This is a genomic window from Flagellimonas sp., from assembly GCF_965222555.1.
GTDB lineage: Bacteria > Bacteroidota > Bacteroidia > Flavobacteriales > Flavobacteriaceae > Flagellimonas.
The window spans coordinates 281,987-302,589 of sequence record NZ_CBDCUG010000001.1 but is presented as its reverse complement, the minus strand read 5'-3'; the positions used below and the strand labels follow the sequence as shown (position 1 = coordinate 302,589).

Annotated in this window: 17 protein-coding genes; 11 read left to right on the top strand and 6 right to left on the bottom strand. The window is 40.0% G+C overall.

Annotated features, from left to right (window positions below; translation table 11 throughout):
• Position 1: 1 nt before the first annotated feature.
• Entirely contained in the window at positions 2–664 is a 663-nt protein-coding gene (gene pgmB / locus ACOQO1_RS01305) for a beta-phosphoglucomutase (RefSeq protein WP_420601061.1), read from the bottom strand.
• Between the two features lie 208 nt (positions 665–872).
• On the opposite strand from pgmB, the gene guaA reads away from it, so the two are divergent.
• The 6 genes from guaA (at position 873) to ACOQO1_RS01275 (ending at position 7,432) form a co-directional block, all read left to right on the top strand.
• Positions 873–2,405: a glutamine-hydrolyzing GMP synthase gene (gene guaA, locus ACOQO1_RS01300; RefSeq protein WP_420601060.1), complete on the top strand. Its 1,533-nt coding sequence runs from the start codon at positions 873–875 to the stop codon at positions 2,403–2,405.
• On the top strand, positions 2,402–4,540 hold the full coding sequence (locus ACOQO1_RS01295; RefSeq protein ID WP_420601059.1) for a PBP1 and LysM peptidoglycan-binding domain-containing protein: 2,139 nt from the start codon (positions 2,402–2,404) through the stop codon (positions 4,538–4,540). The genes guaA and ACOQO1_RS01295 overlap by 4 nt, the downstream gene beginning before the upstream one ends.
• Positions 4,530–4,934, top strand: a complete 405-nt coding sequence (locus ACOQO1_RS01290) for an OsmC family protein (protein WP_420601058.1) — start codon at positions 4,530–4,532, stop codon at positions 4,932–4,934. The genes ACOQO1_RS01295 and ACOQO1_RS01290 overlap by 11 nt, the downstream gene beginning before the upstream one ends.
• The gene (locus ACOQO1_RS01285; RefSeq protein ID WP_420601057.1) at positions 4,922–5,452 is read left to right on the top strand and encodes a DUF922 domain-containing protein; all 531 of its coding nucleotides are present in this window, start codon (positions 4,922–4,924) and stop codon (positions 5,450–5,452) included. The genes ACOQO1_RS01290 and ACOQO1_RS01285 overlap by 13 nt, the downstream gene beginning before the upstream one ends.
• A gap of 22 nt (positions 5,453–5,474) precedes the next feature.
• On the top strand, positions 5,475–6,278 hold the full coding sequence (locus tag ACOQO1_RS01280; RefSeq protein ID WP_420601056.1) for a helix-turn-helix transcriptional regulator: 804 nt from the start codon (positions 5,475–5,477) through the stop codon (positions 6,276–6,278).
• A gap of 77 nt (positions 6,279–6,355) precedes the next feature.
• Positions 6,356–7,432 (top strand): serine hydrolase domain-containing protein, encoded by a 1,077-nt coding sequence (locus ACOQO1_RS01275; RefSeq protein ID WP_420601055.1) that lies wholly within the window; start codon positions 6,356–6,358, stop codon positions 7,430–7,432.
• A gap of 14 nt (positions 7,433–7,446) precedes the next feature.
• On the opposite strand, the gene ACOQO1_RS01270 is transcribed toward ACOQO1_RS01275, so the two are convergent.
• The 4 genes from ACOQO1_RS01270 to ACOQO1_RS01255 form a co-directional block, all read right to left on the bottom strand.
• Positions 7,447–9,003 carry a M81 family metallopeptidase gene (locus ACOQO1_RS01270; protein ID WP_420601054.1) on the bottom strand — a complete coding sequence of 519 codons (1,557 nt, stop codon included), beginning with the start codon at positions 9,001–9,003 and terminating at the stop codon, positions 7,447–7,449.
• A 6-nt stretch (positions 9,004–9,009) separates the two neighbouring features.
• On the bottom strand, positions 9,010–10,644 hold the full coding sequence (locus tag ACOQO1_RS01265; protein ID WP_420601053.1) for a sulfatase: 1,635 nt from the start codon (positions 10,642–10,644) through the stop codon (positions 9,010–9,012).
• Between the two features lie 72 nt (positions 10,645–10,716).
• Complete coding sequence (locus ACOQO1_RS01260) at positions 10,717–11,058, bottom strand: hypothetical protein (protein WP_420601052.1); 342 nt, start codon at positions 11,056–11,058, stop codon at positions 10,717–10,719.
• 39 nt (positions 11,059–11,097) lie between these two features.
• The gene (locus ACOQO1_RS01255; protein WP_420601051.1) at positions 11,098–11,961 is read right to left on the bottom strand and encodes a hydroxypyruvate isomerase family protein; all 864 of its coding nucleotides are present in this window, start codon (positions 11,959–11,961) and stop codon (positions 11,098–11,100) included.
• Between the two features lie 45 nt (positions 11,962–12,006).
• Between ACOQO1_RS01255 and ACOQO1_RS01250 the strand changes: the two genes are divergently transcribed.
• The 3 genes from ACOQO1_RS01250 to yidC all read left to right on the top strand — a co-directional run bounded on the left by ACOQO1_RS01250 (position 12,007) and on the right by yidC (position 15,883).
• Entirely contained in the window at positions 12,007–12,243 is a 237-nt protein-coding gene (locus ACOQO1_RS01250; RefSeq protein WP_420601050.1) for a DUF3820 family protein, read from the top strand.
• 55 nt (positions 12,244–12,298) lie between these two features.
• Complete coding sequence (locus tag ACOQO1_RS01245) at positions 12,299–13,933, top strand: CTP synthase (RefSeq protein WP_420601049.1); 1,635 nt, start codon at positions 12,299–12,301, stop codon at positions 13,931–13,933.
• 66 nt (positions 13,934–13,999) lie between these two features.
• Complete coding sequence (yidC, locus tag ACOQO1_RS01240; RefSeq protein ID WP_420601048.1) at positions 14,000–15,883, top strand: membrane protein insertase YidC; 1,884 nt, start codon at positions 14,000–14,002, stop codon at positions 15,881–15,883.
• A 276-nt stretch (positions 15,884–16,159) separates the two neighbouring features.
• Here yidC and ACOQO1_RS01235 read toward each other — a convergent pair whose 3' ends face one another.
• The gene (locus ACOQO1_RS01235; RefSeq protein WP_420601047.1) at positions 16,160–18,040 is read right to left on the bottom strand and encodes a fasciclin domain-containing protein; all 1,881 of its coding nucleotides are present in this window, start codon (positions 18,038–18,040) and stop codon (positions 16,160–16,162) included.
• A 399-nt stretch (positions 18,041–18,439) separates the two neighbouring features.
• Here ACOQO1_RS01235 and mnmA point away from each other — a divergent pair, with 399 nt between their 5' ends.
• Entirely contained in the window at positions 18,440–19,630 is a 1,191-nt protein-coding gene (gene mnmA / locus ACOQO1_RS01230; RefSeq protein ID WP_420601046.1) for a tRNA 2-thiouridine(34) synthase MnmA, read from the top strand.
• Position 19,631: 1 nt separating this feature from the next.
• The gene (locus ACOQO1_RS01225) at positions 19,632–20,576 is read left to right on the top strand and encodes an NAD(P)H-dependent flavin oxidoreductase (RefSeq protein ID WP_420601045.1); all 945 of its coding nucleotides are present in this window, start codon (positions 19,632–19,634) and stop codon (positions 20,574–20,576) included.
• Positions 20,577–20,603 lie beyond the last annotated feature (27 nt).

The window sequence follows — 20,603 nt, the reverse complement described above, 5'->3', positions numbered from 1 at the left end:
ATTAGCTGAATAATTCCTTAAAATGAGCCTTTACTTCAAAAAGGGTAGCATCACCCATCGTGTCAAAACGTAAGTCCGCATGGCCCACCCGATCTTTAGGGCCAATGCCTACGCTGTAAAACCCACCTGCTTTTGCAGCATCAATACCACTTTCGGCATCTTCAAAAACGATACACTCTTCAGGTTGAAGGTTTAGTTTTTCAGCTCCATAAAGGAAAATATCTGGTGCTGGCTTGCTGTTGGATACACTATGACCATCACCAATAACATCAAAATAAGGAGTTGCATTCAACTGGTTCAAGACCTTTTCTGCATTTTTACTGGCGCTTCCCAAGGCAACTGCAAAACCTTCGGTTCTCAAATGGGTCAAAAGTTCTTTAGCACCAGGTAGATAATCCTCCGAAGTCATGGTCTCCAGACTGGCTACATAGATGTCATTTTTCTTGGCGGCCAGTTCCTCCAGTTTGTGCTCATCCAATGATGTACTATTGTGATCCAAAATAACTTTTATGGAATCGGTACGGGATATGCCCCTAAGTTTATCATTGACATCATGGTCAAATGCCCACCCCATTTCATCCGCCAGTTTTTTCCAGGCAACATAATGTAATGCTGCTGTATCTGTAATGACTCCGTCTAAATCGAAGATAAATCCTTTGATCATGATCAATGCTTTGGTTTGTGTTTAGGAACGCAAAGAAATGACGAAAAATGTTAAGAAAAAAACTACACAACGTTATATTCAATTCGTATTTTTTGGCAAAAACCTGATAATTAGTATGCTTAATGTGTGTTGATAAGCGTTTAAAAAAGTTCTGAAAATATACCTGAAAAGATACTTTTTCAACAGCAGCAAATTGCTATTTTTGCCCATGCAGAACAACGTACTTATCCTAGACTTTGGTTCCCAGTACACACAGTTGATCGCAAGACGCGTTAGGGAACTCAATATTTACTCAGAAATAAAACCATATAACAACCCTCCAAAGGATTTATCACCATATAATGCAGTGATATTATCTGGCTCCCCGTTCTCGGTAAGAAGCGAGGATGCTCCGCATCCTGATTTATCAGAGATAAAAGGGAAAAAACCTTTATTGGGTATTTGTTACGGTGCCCAATACCTTTCCCATTTTCATGGAGGCAATGTGGCCCCTTCCGCTACTAGGGAATATGGTCGCGCCAACCTTTCTTATGTTAAGGATGGAGAGGATTTTTTGGATGGATTGGACGAAGGTAGTCAGGTATGGATGAGCCATAGTGATACCATTAAGCAATTACCAGAAGGTGCTGTTCATTTGGCGAGCACCCATGATGTTGAGAATGCGGCTTTTAGGATAGAAGGGGAACAGACCTATGGAATCCAGTTTCATCCAGAAGTATACCATACCACAGATGGGAAAAAGCTTTTGGAGAACTTTTTAGTGAAAATTGCTGGATTAAACCAGGATTGGACGCCAGATGCCTTTATTGAAACCACCGTTGCAGAGCTCAAGGAGAAGATAGGAGATGAAAAGGTGATTTTAGGGCTTTCAGGTGGTGTGGATTCCAGTGTGGCTGCCATGTTACTGCACAAGGCCATTGGAAAACACCTACACTGTATTTTTGTGAACAATGGATTGTTGCGCAAAAATGAGTTTGAAAGTGTATTAGATCAGTACAAACATATGGGGTTGAACGTGAAGGGTGTAGATGCTTCGGCACGTTTTTTGGATGCCTTGAAGGGAGAATCGGACCCCGAAGGGAAAAGAAAGATCATTGGAAGGGTCTTTATTGAGGTTTTTGATGATGAGGCACATAAGGTCGAGAACGCAAAATGGCTGGCACAGGGTACTATCTATCCAGATCGTATAGAGTCAGTATCGGCAAGTGGAGGCCCATCGGCGGTTATTAAAAGTCATCATAACGTAGGAGGGTTACCGGACTATATGAAACTGAAGATAGTGGAACCGTTACATCTATTATTTAAAGATGAAGTGCGCAGGGTGGGTAAAAACCTAAATATGGATGCAGCTATATTGGGCAGACACCCATTTCCAGGTCCAGGTTTGGGAATTCGTATTTTAGGTGACATTACTGCGGAAAAGGTGTCTATTTTACAGGAGGTTGATGCCATTTTCATTGATGGATTGAAAAAATGGGGACTTTATGATAAGGTTTGGCAGGCCGGAGCCATGCTTTTGCCCGTAAATAGTGTAGGGGTTATGGGAGATGAACGTACGTATGAAAAATGTGTTGCTTTGCGGGCGGTGGAAAGTACAGATGGAATGACGGCAGATTGGGTGAATTTACCTTATGAATTTTTACAAAAAACCTCCAATGATATAATAAATAAGGTCAAAGGCGTTAATAGAGTAGTGTATGACATTAGTTCTAAGCCACCTGCAACTATAGAATGGGAATGAAAAAATATATTTTAAGACTGGGTATTGTTGTCTTTTTGTTGACTTCAATTCAAGTTTCTGCCCAAAATAAGACTACCCATGTGGTCAAAGAAGGAGAAACTTTACAAAGTATTTCCCAAAAGTACAGGGTTACACCCTATACCATCATCCAATCCAACAAGGAGATTAAGACTGCAGCTGATGTAAAGGTGAACACCATTTTAATTATTCCTCTTGACGGATCCGTGATAACGCAACAAAACGAACCCAAAGAAGAAGAAAAGGTAGAGGAACAGGAAAAACCTCTTGGATTTACACGACATAGGGTTAGAAGGAGGGAAACCCTCTTTGGTCTTACCCAAAAATATGATATTACCGAAGAACAATTAAAGCGATACAATAGGCAACTGTATTCGGAACCATTAAAAAAGGGTATGGTATTACAGATTCCTAAATTCCCTGAACGTACGGAGGAGGAAGAGCGGGAACTCGATTTTGAAACGTATACGGTTCTACCTAAAGAAACCAGATGGAGTATTGCCCATAAATATGGGATTACCGTCGACAGTTTGATCGCCTTGAATCCCGATTTAAGTAAAACTTCAGATTATTTGGCCATGGGTCAAGAATTGAAGTTGCCCAGACCCAAAGGAGATAGTTTAAAGGATCAACAGGTTGATTTGTTCACATCTTTTACGGTGCCACCCAAACAAACTTTGTACAGTTTAGGGAAAGAATATGGTATTCCTTCAGATTCTATTATTAAACTGAATCCAGAAATCATGGAACTTGGTGGTTTAAAGGAAGGAATGATGATTAGACTGCCCAAGAAAAGGGATACATCTGGAGAGGTGAACACCGAGAATTTCATTTTTTATGAAGTAAAACCAAAGCAGAATATTTTCAGGCTTACCCAAAACCTAAAAATTACAAGAGATGAGTTGTTTCAGTTGAACCCTGATCTTGAAAATGGTCTTAAAGCTGGAATGGTCTTGAAACTTCCTAAGGAAAATGCGGAAGGATTGGAGGTGAAAAATGCACTGGTCATAGATAAGATCAATCTTATTGATAGTGTCAATACCCAAAATAGACCTAAACTGGTATTCATGCTGCCCTTCAGGTTAGATCGTGTTGATTTTGGTGATAGGAAAAAAACAATCAATCAAATTAAGAACAGAAGGGATGTTAATCTAAGTGTTGGATTCTATTCTGGTGCCTTGGTTGCTCTGGATTCCATTAAAAGAATGGGGGTTTCCGTCGATGTGAAGGCATTTGATACAGAGCGAAATAGAGATAAAGTAAAAGAGATTTTCTTTAGAGAAAACTTTTTTGGAGTCAATGCCATTATAGGGCCTTTGTTACCAGATGCTTTGGATGAGGTGGCGGTACAGGCAGCCTCCAAGAACATACCGGTTATTGCACCCATAGCTTCTGATAGTAAGTTGAGCCACAGCAATGTTTTCTTTTCTGTGCCCAAGGACGATGTGTTGAGAAAAAAGATGCTATCCTACCTTGAGAAAACTTACACAGATCAGAATGTGGTCATTATAGCCGACTCGACACATCAAGCGGCACACGATTCTATTTTGACCAAATTCCCAGCGGCGCAAATCGCAAAGATCATAGATAATAAATCCCTTCATTTGGATGAGTTTTTAATTCAACTGTCCGAGGAAAAGGAAAATTGGGTTTTTGTAGAAACAGCACAAACCAATATGGTTTCCAGTGTTAGTTCCATATTAAATTCTGCAATCAATGAGGACGTATCGGTAAGAATGTTCACCACCAATTTTAATGGTGCTTTTGAAAACGATGCGATATCTAGCTCTCATTTGTCCAATCTAAGATTCACTTATCCTTCTTTTTATAGGAAAGCGGCAAATGATGCTTTTACAAGGGCTTACAGTAAACGTTATAAGGGGTTAAAACCAGACCGTTATGCCGTGCGTGGTTTTGATGTAACCTTTGATGCCCTGTTAAAACTGGCCCATAAGAACAACCTTTTTGAAACCTCCAAGATTACTGGACTAACAGAATATACCGGAAACAGCTTTAACTATTTTAATGATTGGACATCTGGCTATTACAATAAAGCCTGTTATTTAATGGAGTACGATAGTTTAAGAATAAAAGAAATAAAATTAGATGACCTCTAAAGTAACCTATACCGGAGAACTTAGGACTACCTGTCTGCACCTAAGGTCCAACAATGAATTTATTACCGATGCACCTGTAGACAATAACGGAAGAGGAGAGGCTTTTTCACCAACTGATACAGTTGCTACGGGCTTGGCAAGTTGTATGCTTACCATGATGGGAATTAAGGCGAGGGATTTACAGATAGACTTATCTGGGTCTACCGCTGAGGTAACCAAACATATGTCTGCCAATCCAAGGCGGATTTCCAAAATTGAAGTGAAAATGGAACTGCCTACCAATATTTCTGAGAAGCATAGGAAGATATTGGAAAATACTGCCAACACTTGTCCAGTTCATTATAGCCTACATCCAGATATTGAAAAAGTAATAGAGTTTGATTGGGTAAGATAATCACCATAGGATGCTTTCTATTTTTTGGTTTCTTTGGCTTTACCCAAGAAATTGAAGAAGGTGTTTTATGGAATCCCGATTTAAGGCTCACTTGGTCTGATTTTAAAGGAAAAGTACCGCCAGCTTCCGTTCCGGCTGCAACTACCGCAAGTGGAATTAGTTATAAATACTCCGCCAATCTTATTCACCATGAGGTGGAACTTGATTTTGAGGTGAACGCCTATTTTTACCCCAATGAATCTTGGTACAAACCCGAAGTTTGTGACGATTTGATTCTAAGTCATGAACAGCTCCATTTTGATATTTCCGAGTTGTTTGCCCGAAAAATGCGTGATAAACTGGAACGTACCTCTTTTTCGGATAACGTAAAAGCCGAAATCCGTAAAATATACCGAGAGATTTTGGAAGAACTCCAAAAATTTCAAGAACAATACGATTGGGAGACCAACTTTTCCAGAAATGCACAAAAGCAATTGGAGTGGAACAAGAAAATAGCTGAAGCATTAGGAAAAGATTAGACTGCTTTTTTATTTTGTTAGTATGAAAATCCTTAAAAAAGGTTCATATTATGGTATCTGTAAATCGGAATTGGACAACTTTGGAGTTGTTTTTTCTGAATATGGATATCACTTGCCCAACACAGATGTTCACTATCATGAAAATCCATACTTCATGTATGTGTTAGAAGGGAATGTAAAAGATATCAATGACAAGGGTACTACATTATGCCCGCCAGGGAGTTTTTTGTTTCACAATTGGCAGGAAACACATATGAATACTAAGGAAACTCTAACGGCTCGAGGTTTTCATATTGAACTGGACCGTAATTGGTATCAAAAGAAGAAGTTGGATAGAAATCTATGGGAAGGCAGCAAGCTCATGCAAGATCCCAGATTGCACCAAGTTTTGGCAAAGATTTACTATGAGTTCAAATGTAATGACCAACACTCCTCACTGGCCTTGGATTTGCTGGTGTTGCAACTTTGCGACGAAGTCTGGGGAGAAAAATTAGCGTATCCAAAAACCGAACCCCTGTGGATGGAAAAATTAAGGCAATTGATCTTCGATGATGTGGAAGATTTGACCTTGACCTCCCTTTCCAAGACTTTGGGAGTACATCCCGTTCATTTGTCCAGAAGTATCCCTAATTATTTGAATACGACGCTGGGTGATTTCATCCGCTTGCATAAGATTAAAAAATCCTTGCCTTTATTGGCTAATAAAGATTATACACTTACGCAAATAGCGCATCATTGTGGATTTTCAGATCATAGCCATTTTACCCGCACATTTAAGTACTACTTTAATAAAACGCCAAAAACTTTCAGGCAAAAGTTTTTGTAATTCTACCTCATGTTAATTTCATTCTATTTTTAGAAGAACTACTTGGCTTTCTTTGCTTCAACATTTAAAACTTAGAAATGGAAAGATTTATTTTGCTTGTATTGCTTTCGGTGCTTCCAATTTTATTGAATGCACAATTGGACTTTTCAGAGAAAAATAGGAAGGACGTTAAACTTCTTATCGAAATGGACCAAAGAATAACTGATGGTGATTACGAAAAAATCACAAGTGTTCTGATTGCTAAACAGGGAAAGCTTCTTTTTGAGAAATACTACAACAGCACAAATAAAACTACGCTTAGAAATGCCAGATCGGTGACCAAGACAATGGCTACAATTCTAACTGGAATAGCCATTCAAAAAGGTCTCATTATATCGGAAAATGAAAAGATTTTTAAATACCTAAACCCCAGACAACCTATAAAAAACAAAGATTCGAGAAAAGAAGAAATCAGTATTGAAGATTTGTTGACCATGAGTTCCATTTTAGAATGCGATGATGACAATATATTTTCAAGAGGTCATGAAGAACGCATGTATATCATTGAAGATTGGCTTCAGTTTTTTGTTAATCTCCCTGTTCGGTCATATCCATTTAGTCCTAAGCCGGAAGATTCACCATATGGGAGAGCAATGAGTTACTGTTCTGCTGGAACAGCGGCATTGGCTGAGGTTGTAGAAGCCGCTGTTAAGATGCCATTGGATACTTTTGCCAGGCAAAACTTCCTTAATCCTCTAGAAATTAAAGATTACAAGTTTCACTATACTCCCACGGGTGTTTTAAACACTGCGGGTGGAAGTGAATACAGAAGTAGGGATTTTTTAAAAATGATTCAAGTATTTCTTCAAGATGGGCAGTGGAACGGTAAACAAATTTTTTCAAAAAAATGGGTCAAAAAAGCAACTACTCCCAAAGCAAATGTTAGAGAGGGAACTGATTACGGGTATCTATTATGGTTAAAGTCTTTTGGTATGGATAAGAAATATAAAGCTTATTATATGTCTGGGAATGGAGGGCAAAAAGTTTTGGCCATTCCAGAATTAGAAGCCGTAATTGTGATTACTACAACCAATTATGGAAAGAGAAAGGCCCATCAATATACGGACGAAATAATGAACAATTTCATTGTTCCTGCACTATTAAAAATGGAATAGTAATGGTTCTAACGCTATTCGTGAGATGCAGGTATCAACCTAGCGGATAAATCAGGTTGTTCCATATCCTTATCCAAAGGAAACATAGGTCTTTTGATTCTTTTATAATCTAAACGCTCTAAATCCTGATCTACACCTCCCGGGGTCAATGCCATTATCCAATCTGCTCGCATGTTGTATAGCTCTGGAACCAGATATCCAATTTTTACGATTACAATGCTTGTCTCACGTGGATTTAACCCAAGTCTTGTAAAATCGTTTTCTCGGTGGTAAGGCTTCCGTTTTTTGGTCACGATCACATTAACACTTCCGACTTTTACCACGACTTCGGTCTCCGCGTGTCTATCTCCATGTTCAATGGCAGTAATGGTGCCGACCAAGCGTACGGGTGGTGCATACCTATCGTCTATATCTGCTCCAGCCATGGCATCAATTTTTCCATCGACCCCAATTTCAATGGCTTTTTTTACAAATTCAGGCCCAGGAATGGATGCGTAGATGACCGAAGGTCCATCCACAGATTGAAATTCAGGTCTTTCCAAAATTTTATGTAACGTCCATGTAACATCCCCAGCTCCTCCTGCTGTTGGGTTGTCTCCCATATCGCTAATGATAAAAGGGCGTTTATCACTTGAAATGGCCATGTCCAAACTTTCCTTTAGTGTTGCGGTGGGGGCAACAAATTCAAATTCATGGCGTACATCCCAAAAATTTGATGCCAGTTGCTCCACAGTCTGGCTTACTTTTTCCTTATCATCACCTGTGACCATGACCACAGCATGGTTTCTAGGCTCATCGGCCCAAGCGTAACCAATCCAAATAGCGGCATCAATAATTCCCTCTTGGGCGGCAGCCGGGGCTACCTTGCCATACAAACTTTTTCCCGGCTCAATTCTAGTGCTGGTTTTTTCACCGGGCAACAATATGGGCACTGGTACCCAGGCTTTGTATTCTGGTTTTCCCTTTCCGCTTTCAATTCTGTCCAGAAGATTGTCCACAGCTCTTTTTTTGGACTCCAAAGCATCCTCATGAGGTGCCATGCGATAACAAGTAATTAAATCAGAGTGTTTTGCCAAACGTTGTGAAACATTCCCATGCAAATCCATGGAAGTTGAAATAATGGTTTCGGTACCGATTACTTCTCTAATCCTTTTAATGAAATCACCCTCAGGATCATCCAGGCCAACAACGCTCATTGCTCCGTGGATATCAAAAAACAAACCGTCATAGGGAGCATTTTCTTTGAGCATTTCCAAAGTCTTAGTTACCATAGATTCATAAGCTTCTTTGGTGACAATACCTCCAGGTAACGATCTTCCTCTTAAGGTGGGTATCCAATTGGCACGTTTTCTGTTGAGGGAATCCGCATGGAAAAATGGATAGGAATCAAAAATCACATCTCCGGTTACTGGATGAAATGCTTCCACATGGGAGACCGCAGGTGAAAATGTACTTGATTCTATGGCGATTCCTGCTATTGCAATTTTTGGAAGTACCTTTTCTTTCGATGTATTAGAATTACAAGAGGCTATCAACAGGGAAAGGGTCAGGAGTATGGGTATTGTTCTCATGATACTTTAGGATTTCTTCTTATTGTAGGAATCTATAAACTTTTGGTCCAGTTCAGGTGAGTCCTTGTATTTTTTTCGCAACTCATCAAGCTCTTTCTTTAGCTGATCCACCACCGAACTGTATGTTGGATCTGCATATACATTGTTCATTTCGTTGGGATCTTTTTCAAGGTCATACAACTCCCATTCATCCACATCATGATAAAAATGGATGAGCTTGTGGGTTTTTGTGGCAATTCCGTAATGCCTTTTCACAGCATGTTCTGCCGGGTATTCATAATAATGGTAGTACACACCATCCCTATTCCATGCTTGTGTATTGCCCTTTAACAAAGGTACTAGGCTTTCTCCTTGCATATCTTCGGGAGCCATTATTCCTGCCGCTTCCAAAAAGGTTTGCGCAAAATCAAGGTTTTGAACCATTTCATCGCTGGTGGTACCAGGTTTTATCTCATTGGGCCATTTTATCAACAAAGGAGTTTTAAAAGATTCGTTGTACATAAAACGCTTATCGAACCATCCATGCTCGCCTAGATAAAAACCTTGGTCTGAGGTATAGACCACAATGGTATTTTTGGCCAAATCATTTTCATCGAGGTAATCCAAGACCCGCCCTACGTTATCATCCACAGAGGAGATGCACGCCAAATAATCTTGGATATACCTTTGGTATTTCCATCTACTCTTTTCCTGCTCGTTCATTTTGGGCCAGTTTTCCCTAAAGTGATTTGTAATGGAATCCACAACTGGCTTGTACAATTGTAGTTGCTCAGGATTCATACGGTAAAAATCCCCGCCGTTAAAAAGTCTTTCATTCCTTGGGTCTGTGGCAATTCCCATCTCAGAAAGGGTCTCTGGAAGTACCTTACAATCATAGCTGAGCAGCATATGCTTGTAAATGTTCATCTCAGCGGTTTTAGCCGCAGTCCCTCTGTTTGTGTAATCATCAAATAGGGATTCAGGTTCAGGGAATTTACGTTTTGAAAACGTTTTGAACTTTTCCGCGTTTGGCCACCAAGCACGATGAGGGGCTTTATGCAGATAGAGCATAAGAAATGGTTTCTCAGGATTCCTTTTGGTATCCAACCAATCCAGCGTAAAATCTGTGATAATATCTGTGGCATACCCAGTTTTTTGAATGGTGTCGCCCTTTGGGGTTATAAAATCTGGGTTGATATAACTTCCTTGACCTGGAACTATTTTAAACTCGTCAAAACCTTTTGGGCTATTCCCAAAATGAAGCTTCCCGAACATTGCGGTTTGGTATCCCGCTTTTTGAAACAATTGTGGGAAGGTAACTTGAGTAGTGTCAAAAGGAGTCAGGTTATCGATTTTCCCGTTTATGTGTGTGTGTTTTCCAGTTAGAATGGTGGCTCTGGATGGGGCACAAATGGAGTTGGTGACCGAGGCATTGGTAAACAGCATACCTTCTTTGGCCAATCTATCAATGTTTGGCGTTCTAATTAAGGTAGAGTCATAAGCACTAATCGCCTGATACGCATGATCATCTGACATAATGAACAAGATATTGGGTCTACCGGTGTTTGTAGCATCTTCTTTGTCTTTTTCCGCATCGACATTTTTGCATGAAATAGTAGCGCACAGTATTAGAATAAATGCAAAGAATTGTTTTTTAAACATGAATATGGTTTTTGGAACGGTTGTTATTTTGGTTATGGTGTTTCTTTTTGTTGTTTGAAGCGTTGATGGAAATTAAATCTGTTCAAAAATGTTTGTGCCGGAATGCCCTGGCCTTGAATCCCATTCAAAGTACTCTGTCAATCTAATTTTTCCTTCTTTGGAGATGGAAAGTTCCCCTTTTGAGGAACCGTTGTCCAATCTTCCATCCACTTGTAATTGACAATAACTGAACTTTAAAGTGTTGTCCGTCAATTTTCCAACCAAAAAACCTTTGGCTATTTGACCTCCGGCATATTCGGCATGGATCAGATTGTCTTTTTGGGTAAAACTAAACATGGTTTCTTTATTCACTACACCCGTTTCAGCAGTTTTAACGACAATCATTTTAACCCTGTCCAGATTAATCCCTATCATTCTAAATTTTTAAAACCCCGGTATAGAATCAAAAAAGACTTATATGTCACAGCGTACAAAAGCATCTTTTAATGCCCCTATCTTATCTTCCCAAGTAGGAATGAACTCTTGCGCTACATATCCGGTATACCCTGTTTCCTGAATCGCTTTCATGATAGCAGGATAGTAAAGTTCTTGGCTTTCATCAATTTCATTGCGCCCGGGCACGCCAGCTGTATGGTAATGCCCAAGATACTTATGATATGTTTGAATGGTTTTGATGATATCACCTTCTTGAACCTGCATGTGGTAAATGTCATAAAGCAATTTAAAATTGTCACTGCCCAGATGTTTGCACAGTTCTACACCCCAAAGCGTACTGTCGCACATATAATCTGGATGGTTTGTCTGATTAAAAAGCTCCATTTGTATGATTACCCCATGTTCTTCGGCCAAGGGCATGATTTTGGAAAGACCGTCCACACAATTCTGCAGACCTACATAATCGTTCATCCCATTTCGGTTACCGCTAAAGCAGATAAGATTGGTATACCCCGCTTCGGCTACTTTGGGAATCATTTCCGTATAATTTTTAATAAGGACTTCATGATTTTTTGGATCGTTCCATCCTTCGGTCAAACTTATTTCGGCTCCGTTGCACATAGAGCAATGGATGTCATATTTTTTGAGCAATGGCCAATCTTTAGGGCCAATTAAATCAATGGCTTTAATTCCTAATCCGTTTAAGGTTTTCAAGAATTCTTCCAAAGGAATATGGCCAAAACACCATTGGCAAACACTGTGATTGATATTGTTCTTTAGTTTAAAATCTTTGTCCATATATTTTGATTGTGCTATTGAATTTGTGGTCATCATTGCCGCAGCACCAACTGCTGAAGTAGAAATAAAATTTCGTCTTTTCATGATTGGGAATTTATGTTGTGGAAAGATAGTACTTTAGGCCTACAAATGAAAGTTAGACCCGACCAACAAAAACTCCTTGAGTTAGCCCATTATAAAATGCCCTTTGGGAAATATAAAGACTGGTATTTGGTTGATTTACCATTGCCTTATTTGGTGTGGTTCAGGCAGAAGGGGTTTCCAAAGGGGAAATTAGGAGAGCATCTTACCACTATGCTCGATGTCAAGGAAAATGGTCTGGAACCCCTGATCAAACAAATCCAAAAAGAATTTCCGAAGGAATGACAAGGTATTCCGATGGCAATTTGTACCTTTACACCCCGTAATAGAAATCCCAAATATGTCACAGACCAAGTACATTTTCGTTACGGGGGGCGTTACTTCATCCTTAGGAAAGGGAATTATCGCCGCATCCTTGGCCAAGTTGCTTCAAGCCAGAGGATACCGTACTACCATACAAAAACTAGATCCCTACATCAATGTAGACCCAGGTACACTTAATCCATATGAACATGGTGAATGTTATGTTACCGATGATGGAGCGGAAACCGATTTGGATTTGGGACACTATGAACGATTTCTGAATGTAAGGACCTCACAAGCCAACAATGTGACCACAGGTAGAATCTACCAAAGTGTTATTGAAAAAGAGCGTAAAGGGGAGTTTTTGGGGAAAACCGTCCAAGTAGTTCCTCATATTACGAATGAGATAAAAGAGCGAATCCAGATTTTAGGAAAAAGCGGTGATTATGATATTGTAATCACTGAAATTGGGGGAACCGTTGGGGATATTGAGTCGTTGCCTTATATAGAAGCGGTAAGACAGTTACTTTGGGAGTTGGGAGAGAACAATGGAATTGTTGTCCATTTGACCTTGGTTCCATTCTTGTCCGCGGCTGGAGAGTTGAAGACCAAACCTACCCAACACTCTGTAAAGACCTTGATGGAAAGCGGAATAAAAGCAGATGTCTTGGTGTGTAGAACAGAGCATGAGATATCTGATGATATAAAGAGAAAATTGGCACTCTTTTGTAATGTAAAACAAGAAGCGGTTATACAATCCATTGATGCATCTACGATTTATGATGTTCCCATTTTAATGCAGCAAGAAGGGCTTGACAAGGTGGCATTGGAAAAACTAGCACTACCAAATGATACTGAACCCAATCTGGACCTCTGGAAACAATTTCTTGCAAAACATAAGAACCCTAAGCATACCGTAACCATCGGACTTATTGGAAAGTATGTTGAGCTTCAAGATTCCTATAAATCCATTTTGGAATCATTTATACATGCAGGAGCTGCAAACGAGGTTAAGGTTGAGGTTAAATCCATTCATTCGGCACATCTGTCGGCAGACAATATTGATGAAAACTTAAAAGGACTGGATGGGATTCTGGTGGCTCCTGGTTTTGGGGAACGTGGCATTGAAGGAAAGATAATGGCGGTACGTTTCGCTCGCGAAAACAATGTTCCCTTTTTAGGAATTTGCTTGGGTATGCAAATGGCGGTAATAGAATTTGCCAGAAATGTGTTGGGCCTGAACGGAGCTAATAGCACAGAAATGGATGAACAAACAGCCCACCCTGTTATCAACTTAATGGAAGAGCAGAAGTTGGTGACTGATATGGGAGGTACCATGCGTTTGGGTGCCTGGGACTGTGAGCTTATCCAAAATAGTTTGGTACACGAAGTGTATGGGAAAACGGAAATTTCGGAACGCCACAGACATCGTTTTGAATTCAATAACAATTATAAGGCCCAAATGGAAGATGCCGGATTGTTGGCAACTGGTTTAAACCCTAAAACAGGATTGGTTGAGGTAATCGAAATTCCTTCACACCCATGGTTTGTTGGGGTGCAGTATCATCCGGAATATAGAAGTACCGTGGCCAGTCCACATCCGTTGTTTGTAGGTTTTGTAAAGGCAGTTTTAGCGCAAAAGCAGCAACAAACTAATGCCAGTTTGGCATAAACTGCGGTTTTGGACATATATTTGCCACCTGAAAAGGCAGATAAAGATTTTCACTAAATAACTTTCATGGAAGAAAAGAAGCTGGATATCAATTCCATTATTGGATTTGTTTTGATTTTTGGAATACTCATTTTTATGTTTTACCAAAATCAGCCCACACCAGAAGAATTGGAGGCCCAAAAGGCTGAGCAGGCAAAAATTGAAGCTGAGGCAAAAGCAAAGGAAACCGAAGTGCCCAAAGTATTGGAAGAGGAGGCGCCCGCTACAATTAATTTACAAGACTCAGTAGCGGTGGCCAGTTATAAAAGTTCGGTTGGAGCTTTTGGATTTACCGCTGCATCCGAAGGAACTTCTGTATTGGAGAATGAAGTCCTTTATTTGGAAGTGGCCAATAAAGGAGGGCAGATTGTAGAGGCAAAAATGAAAAATTTTGTCACCTATGATTCTGTGCCTGTGTATTTGGTAAAAGATGCCAATGCTGATTTTGGAATTAATTTTTCTACCAACGATAATCGTGTGTTGAGCACCAAAGATTTATTCTTTGAACCCTCTCTTACCAAAAGTGGCGATAATCAGGTGCTTTCTATGAAAGCAAAGGTTGATAACAATCGCTTTTTGGAATACCGATACGAAATGAAACCCAATGATTATTTGGTGGATTTCACAATCAGGTCGCAGGGTTTAAACGGGGTGATTAATTCAAGTAGGCCAATTGACCTGGAATGGAATTTAAAAGGTATCAGGCATGGTAAGAGTGTAAAATATGAAAATCGCTACACTCGGTTGACCTACAATCATGAAGACGATAAGATCAGTAAGCTTTCAGAAGCCAGTGAATTGGATGAGGAAACTGAAGAAGATATCAAATGGTTGTCTTATCGTCAGCACTTTTTTAGTTCAATTTTGGCAACTGACAAACATTTTAAGAGTGCAGCTTTAAGTTCTAAAAACTTGGTTGAGGAAGAAAGCAAGGAAACCCTGTTTACCAAGGAATATGCTACAAAAGCGCCTTTGGAGTTGCAAGGAGGTGAGCTTTCGCAAAATATGCATTGGTATTATGGTCCTACAGATGTTAAGATATTGGACGATTATAAGGATTTGGGGTTGGTAGAGTCCATTCCCTTTGGATGGGGAATTTTTGGATGGATCAATCGATTTGTCTTTACGCCTTTCTATGACTTTTTAAGTTCATTCTTGCCTTTTGGTATTGCTATTATTGTTATGACCATTTTGGTTCGGTTGGCATTATCTCCGGTTACTTATAAATCATACCTGTCCCAGGCTAAGATGAAGGTATTGAAGCCAGAGATTACTGAACTCAATGAGAAATACAAGGACAATGCCATGAAAAAGCAGCAAGAGACCATGAAACTGTACAACAAGGCAGGGGTGAGTCCTATGAGCGGATGTATTCCGGCATTGCTGCAGTTGCCTATTTTCTATGCACTATTTATGTTTTTCCCAACTTCGTTTGCGTTAAGGCAGAAATCCTTTCTTTGGGCAGAGGATTTGGCGTCTTACGATTCAATCTTTGAATGGAGTACTAACATTCCGGTTATATCAAGCTTCTATGGAAACCATGTAAGCCTGTTCCCAATATTGGCTTCGGTCGCCATCTTTTTCTATATGACAATGACCACTGGTCAAAGTATGCAGATGCAGCAACAACCAGGTATGCCGAATATGAAGTTTATCATGTACCTGTCTCCGCTTATCATGTTGATTTTCTTCAATAACTATGCAAGTGGATTGAGTCTGTACTATTTTATCTCCAATTTGATTACCATCTTTATTATGTTGGCTATCAAGAATTACATTTTGGATGAGGATAAGATTCATGCGCAGATTCAGGAGAATAAAAAGAAACCTAAAAAGGAGAACAAGTTCCAGAAGAAGATGAGGGAAATGATGGAACAGGCTGAAGCTCAAAAGAAAGCCGGAAAGCGCTAAATCGACTTCTTGAAAAATAAAAACTCCCCCATGATTGTGGGGGAGCTTTCACCATTGATAGGTATAGTTTGGAAAGATTTGGGACTTCAAAGATGCCACATAATAACCGCTCAAAAAATTAATAGTTGTAAAGGGGGCTTTTTTGTATGGTAAAGAGACTTCTTTTGATGTGTCATCGATAAACGGTAACGCCCTATAGATAAAGGGGCTGCCATAATTATAATTATGGCAGCCCCTTTGTAATATTTGACCTACAAACGAAGGTCGTTTAAAGGCCTAATTATTCACATCTGGGACCATAACAGCGTCCAAAACATGGATTACACCATTAATGGCTTGCACATCTACGGCATCTATTCCAATTCCCATATTACCAGCTCCGTCAGTTACGTTGGCAATGTTCTCATTTGTACCAGGCAATGTAATGGTAAAGGTATCTCCTTCCAGTGTGGCAGGTGTAACCGTATCTCCATTGGGAGTAAGGTCTCCAGAGCGAATATTTGCCCCGGCAATTACATGATGCTGTAGTATTGGAATCAAATCTGCTTCCGCTGGAATGGCTGCCAGCGCATCAAATGCTGCATTGGTTGGCGCAAAGACCGTGAAAGGGTCATCGCCATTTCCATCTTGGGCAGACAATACAGAGACAAAATCAGTACTAGGGGTAAGTTCAGTTAGGGCTTGGACCAAAGTTGAAAAATTTGGGTCTGCGGTAGCAAAAGTTACCACGGTTGGCAAATCTATTACCGCATCCACTGCATGAATCACACCATTGGTGGCTACAATATCGGCAATGGCCACATTGCTCATACCATTCAATTTAACTCCGTCATCAGTATTGATGTATAGGCTTAAGGGCTCATCCATATCAAATTCAGCCGCTGTATTAACGTAAGAGTTCATCAATCCGGAAGAGAAAGCAGCAGTACCCACTATAACATGATTGGATAGCACAGAATTTATGTCATTTCCATTTGGATTTGTAAATGCATCAAAAGCAGTATTAACTGGAGCAAATACCGTAAAGATTTCCTCCTCATCGGAGAGTAAATCCGTAAATGTTGTATTTCCTCCTTCAGTAAGAGCACCAACCAAGGAAGTAAGTCCTGGATTTGCAACAGCATGATCAACAATGTTGGGCAGGTCGATTACTGCATCCACAACATGGACTACTCCATTTAATGCTTTTACATCTGGAGTTGCAACGGATGATACTCCATTGAACTTAACTCCATCCATGGTGTCAAAGAAAATACTCATGTTCTGTTCTCCCGCTCCTGTTGCCAGTGTTTTGGTATATCCAGAACCTAGTCCGTCCAAATCCGATTTGTACAAGGCACCATCAATGACATGGTTCAGCAATACATTTGTTAATACATCAACAGGAATATCTCCTAGTTCGGCTCCATTAAGAAAAGTTGTAAATGCTTCATCTGTTGGTGCTAAAACGGTAAAGGGACCGGCGCCTCTCAATACCGTTGGCAAATCTCCATTGGCGGCGGTAAGGGCGGCAACCAAGTTTTGAAGATTCTCGTTTCCAATGGCCAAATCTGTTATCGGCACTAAAATGATATCCGCGAGTTGATCGAGTATTGTCTGTGGCAGCAACACCTTATTAATGATATGGACTACCCCATTTGAGGTTTCCACGTTGGCAGTGGTTACTTCAGCATCCGAATCGGTCGCATCTCCAATAAAAACACCGCCTTGGGTAGAAACTCCCAAGGTAGTGCCTTGAAGAGTTGTTAAAGTTTGCCCATCAGTTAGATCTGAAGATAGTGCTCCAACCCCAGGAATTACGTGATGGGTTAGAATTGTCGCCAGCAGATTTTGAAGTTCTTGGGTGTTAAAATCGTCCAGGGAATCAAAACCGTCCAGTTGGGCCAGTAAATCTGCAAAGGCAGCATTGGTAGGTGCAAAGACCGTGAAAGGCCCATCTCCGCCTAAAGCACTAACTAAATCGTTGTCGGCACTTTCATCGGCTTTTTGCAAGGCACTTACCAAGCTGCTTAAATCTGCAGTGGCCAAAGCGGTTTCTACAATATTATCACTTTCAGGAGGTGTTTCCATACCGTTGTCATCATCGTTGGAGCATGATGTTAAGATCAGAAGTAGGCACAAAAAAGAAATTTGGGACAATTTAACTAGTGCTTTCATGAGATTGTTTTTAGATTATAAATTTTGTTTAATGATTTAAAGATATAGTTAAACAATTAAGGTTGCTTTTGTTTAAGTATTTTTATGAAAACTTTAACAAAATATACTTTCTGTATGGGAGTGTACCTGTATGTGTTACATGAATATGTTAATGAGCAACATTTTATACATCAAAACTCTTAAATCATTGAGCTAAGAGATAATATTATATTGTTTAATAAAATTTATTATTTGTATAACAAAATATCACAAAACTCAAAACCTTTATGAAATTTGGAGTTATAAATATGATTGAGTTCCATTTTGGTTACGTCTATCTTTTTGAGCAAAATTTTCTTGCCTTAGTGAGAAGTGGTAGTAACAGACCCATTTTGTATTTTTGCATATTGAATGTGAAAGATGAAAAAGGTAGTAGTTGGACTTTCAGGAGGTGTTGATTCAAGTGTCACAGCTTATCTGTTAAAGGAGCAAGGTTATGAGGTCATTGGTCTGTTCATGAAGAACTGGCATGATGATTCGGTGATCATATCTGAAGAATGCCCTTGGGTAGAGGACAGCAATGATGCGTTAATAGTAGCAGAAAAACTTGGAATCCCTTTTCAGACAGTCGATTTAAGTGCTGAATACAAGGAACGGATTGTAGATTACATGTTCAATGAATATGAAAGAGGTAGGACCCCAAATCCTGATGTTTTGTGCAATAGGGAAATAAAATTTGATGTGTTTCTAAAAATTGCACTTCAACTGGGAGCTGACTATGTTGCTACGGGGCATTATTGTAGAAAAGGAACTATTGTAAATGACGACGGTTCGGAAACGTATCAACTTTTGGCTGGAAAAGACCCTAATAAAGACCAATCCTATTTTCTGTGCCAGCTTTCACAAGAACAACTGGCAAAAACCTTATTTCCGATAGGAGACCTTCAAAAATCTGAAGTAAGACAAATTGCTGCGGAAAATGATCTTATCACGGCAGATAAAAAGGATTCCCAAGGATTGTGTTTCATTGGAAAGGTGCATCTTCCGGAATTCTTGCAACAAAAGCTAAAACCTAAGAAAGGAGTGATTGTTGAAGTTCCCAATGATGCTTCACAGTTTGCTGTACCTGTTCCACAATTTGAATCCAAGACAGCGGAATTAGCTTTTCAAGCTGAAAAACCGGAATACAAACTTGAAGATGGCAAGGTCGTGGGTGAACATCAGGGTGCTCATTATTTCACCATAGGGCAACGCAAAGGATTGAATGTAGGAGGAACCAAAGAACCATTGTTTGTGATTGAGACCGATGTAGAGAAAAATATCATCTATACCGGCCAAGGAAAATCGCATCCGGGTTTGCTTCGTAATACCTTGTTTGTAAAAGAAGATGAGTTACATTGGATTCGAACGGACCTTGCTTTAAAAGTAGACGAAACGATGGAAGTCATGGCGCGAATCCGATATCGACAACCATTGCAATCCGCAGTTTTGTACAAAACAGATAATGGCCTCTATGTGGATTTTAAGGAAAAACAATCGGCAATTACGGAAGGTCAGTTTGTGGCTTGGTACCAAGGTGATGAACTAATAGGCTCAGGAGTAATTTCGTGATATGAGCCAAAACAGAATTACACAACTTTTCGGTATAAAATATCCCATTGTCCAAGGCGGAATGATTTGGACAAGCGGGTGGCATTTGGCTTCTGCAGTTTCCAACGCAGGTGGACTTGGTTTACTGGGAGCCGGTAGTATGTACCCCGAGGTTCTCCAAGAACATATTGATAAATGTAAAAAAGCCACCGACAAACCTTTTGGGGTGAACGTGCCCATGCTCTATCCAAATATTGAGGAGTTGATGGACATTATTGTCCGCAGCGGGATAAAGATTGTATTTACCTCCGCGGGAAACCCAAGGACATGGACAGAATTTTTGAAAGAAAATGGAATTACTGTGGTCCATGTCGTCAGTAGCGTGAAATTTGCACTTAAAGCCCAAGATGCAGGGGTGGATGCTATTGTAGCTGAAGGCTTTGAAGCTGGTGGACATAATGGGAGGGATGAGACCACCACCATGGTTTTGATTCCCTCGGTAAAGGAAAAAATCAGTATTCCCTTAATTGCGGCAGGTGGTATTGGAACAGGAAATGCCATGTTAGCTGCCATGGTTTTGGGAGCTGACGGTGTTCAGGTTGGTAGTAGATTTGCTGCAAGTGTTGAGGGATCATCCCATGATTTATTCAAAGAACAGATCGTATTGGCCAAGGAAGGAGATACACATTTGACTTTAAAAGAATTGGCACCTGTGAGATTGCTCAAAAACAAATTCTATCAAGATTTGCAAAATGCATATGCCAATGGGGCGTCAGTTGAGGATTTGAAAAGTCTACTGGGAAGAGCAAGGGCAAAACGAGGCATGTTTGAAGGCGATTTGGATGAAGGTGAATTGGAAATTGGGCAGGTTTCCGGATTGATTCATGAAATAAAATCTGCAGAGGATATTGTAAACGACTTAATGGAGGAGTTTCATCGAACAAAGAACACACTTAATCGACTGTAGTTATTAGCACAACCTATTTTTTTTACT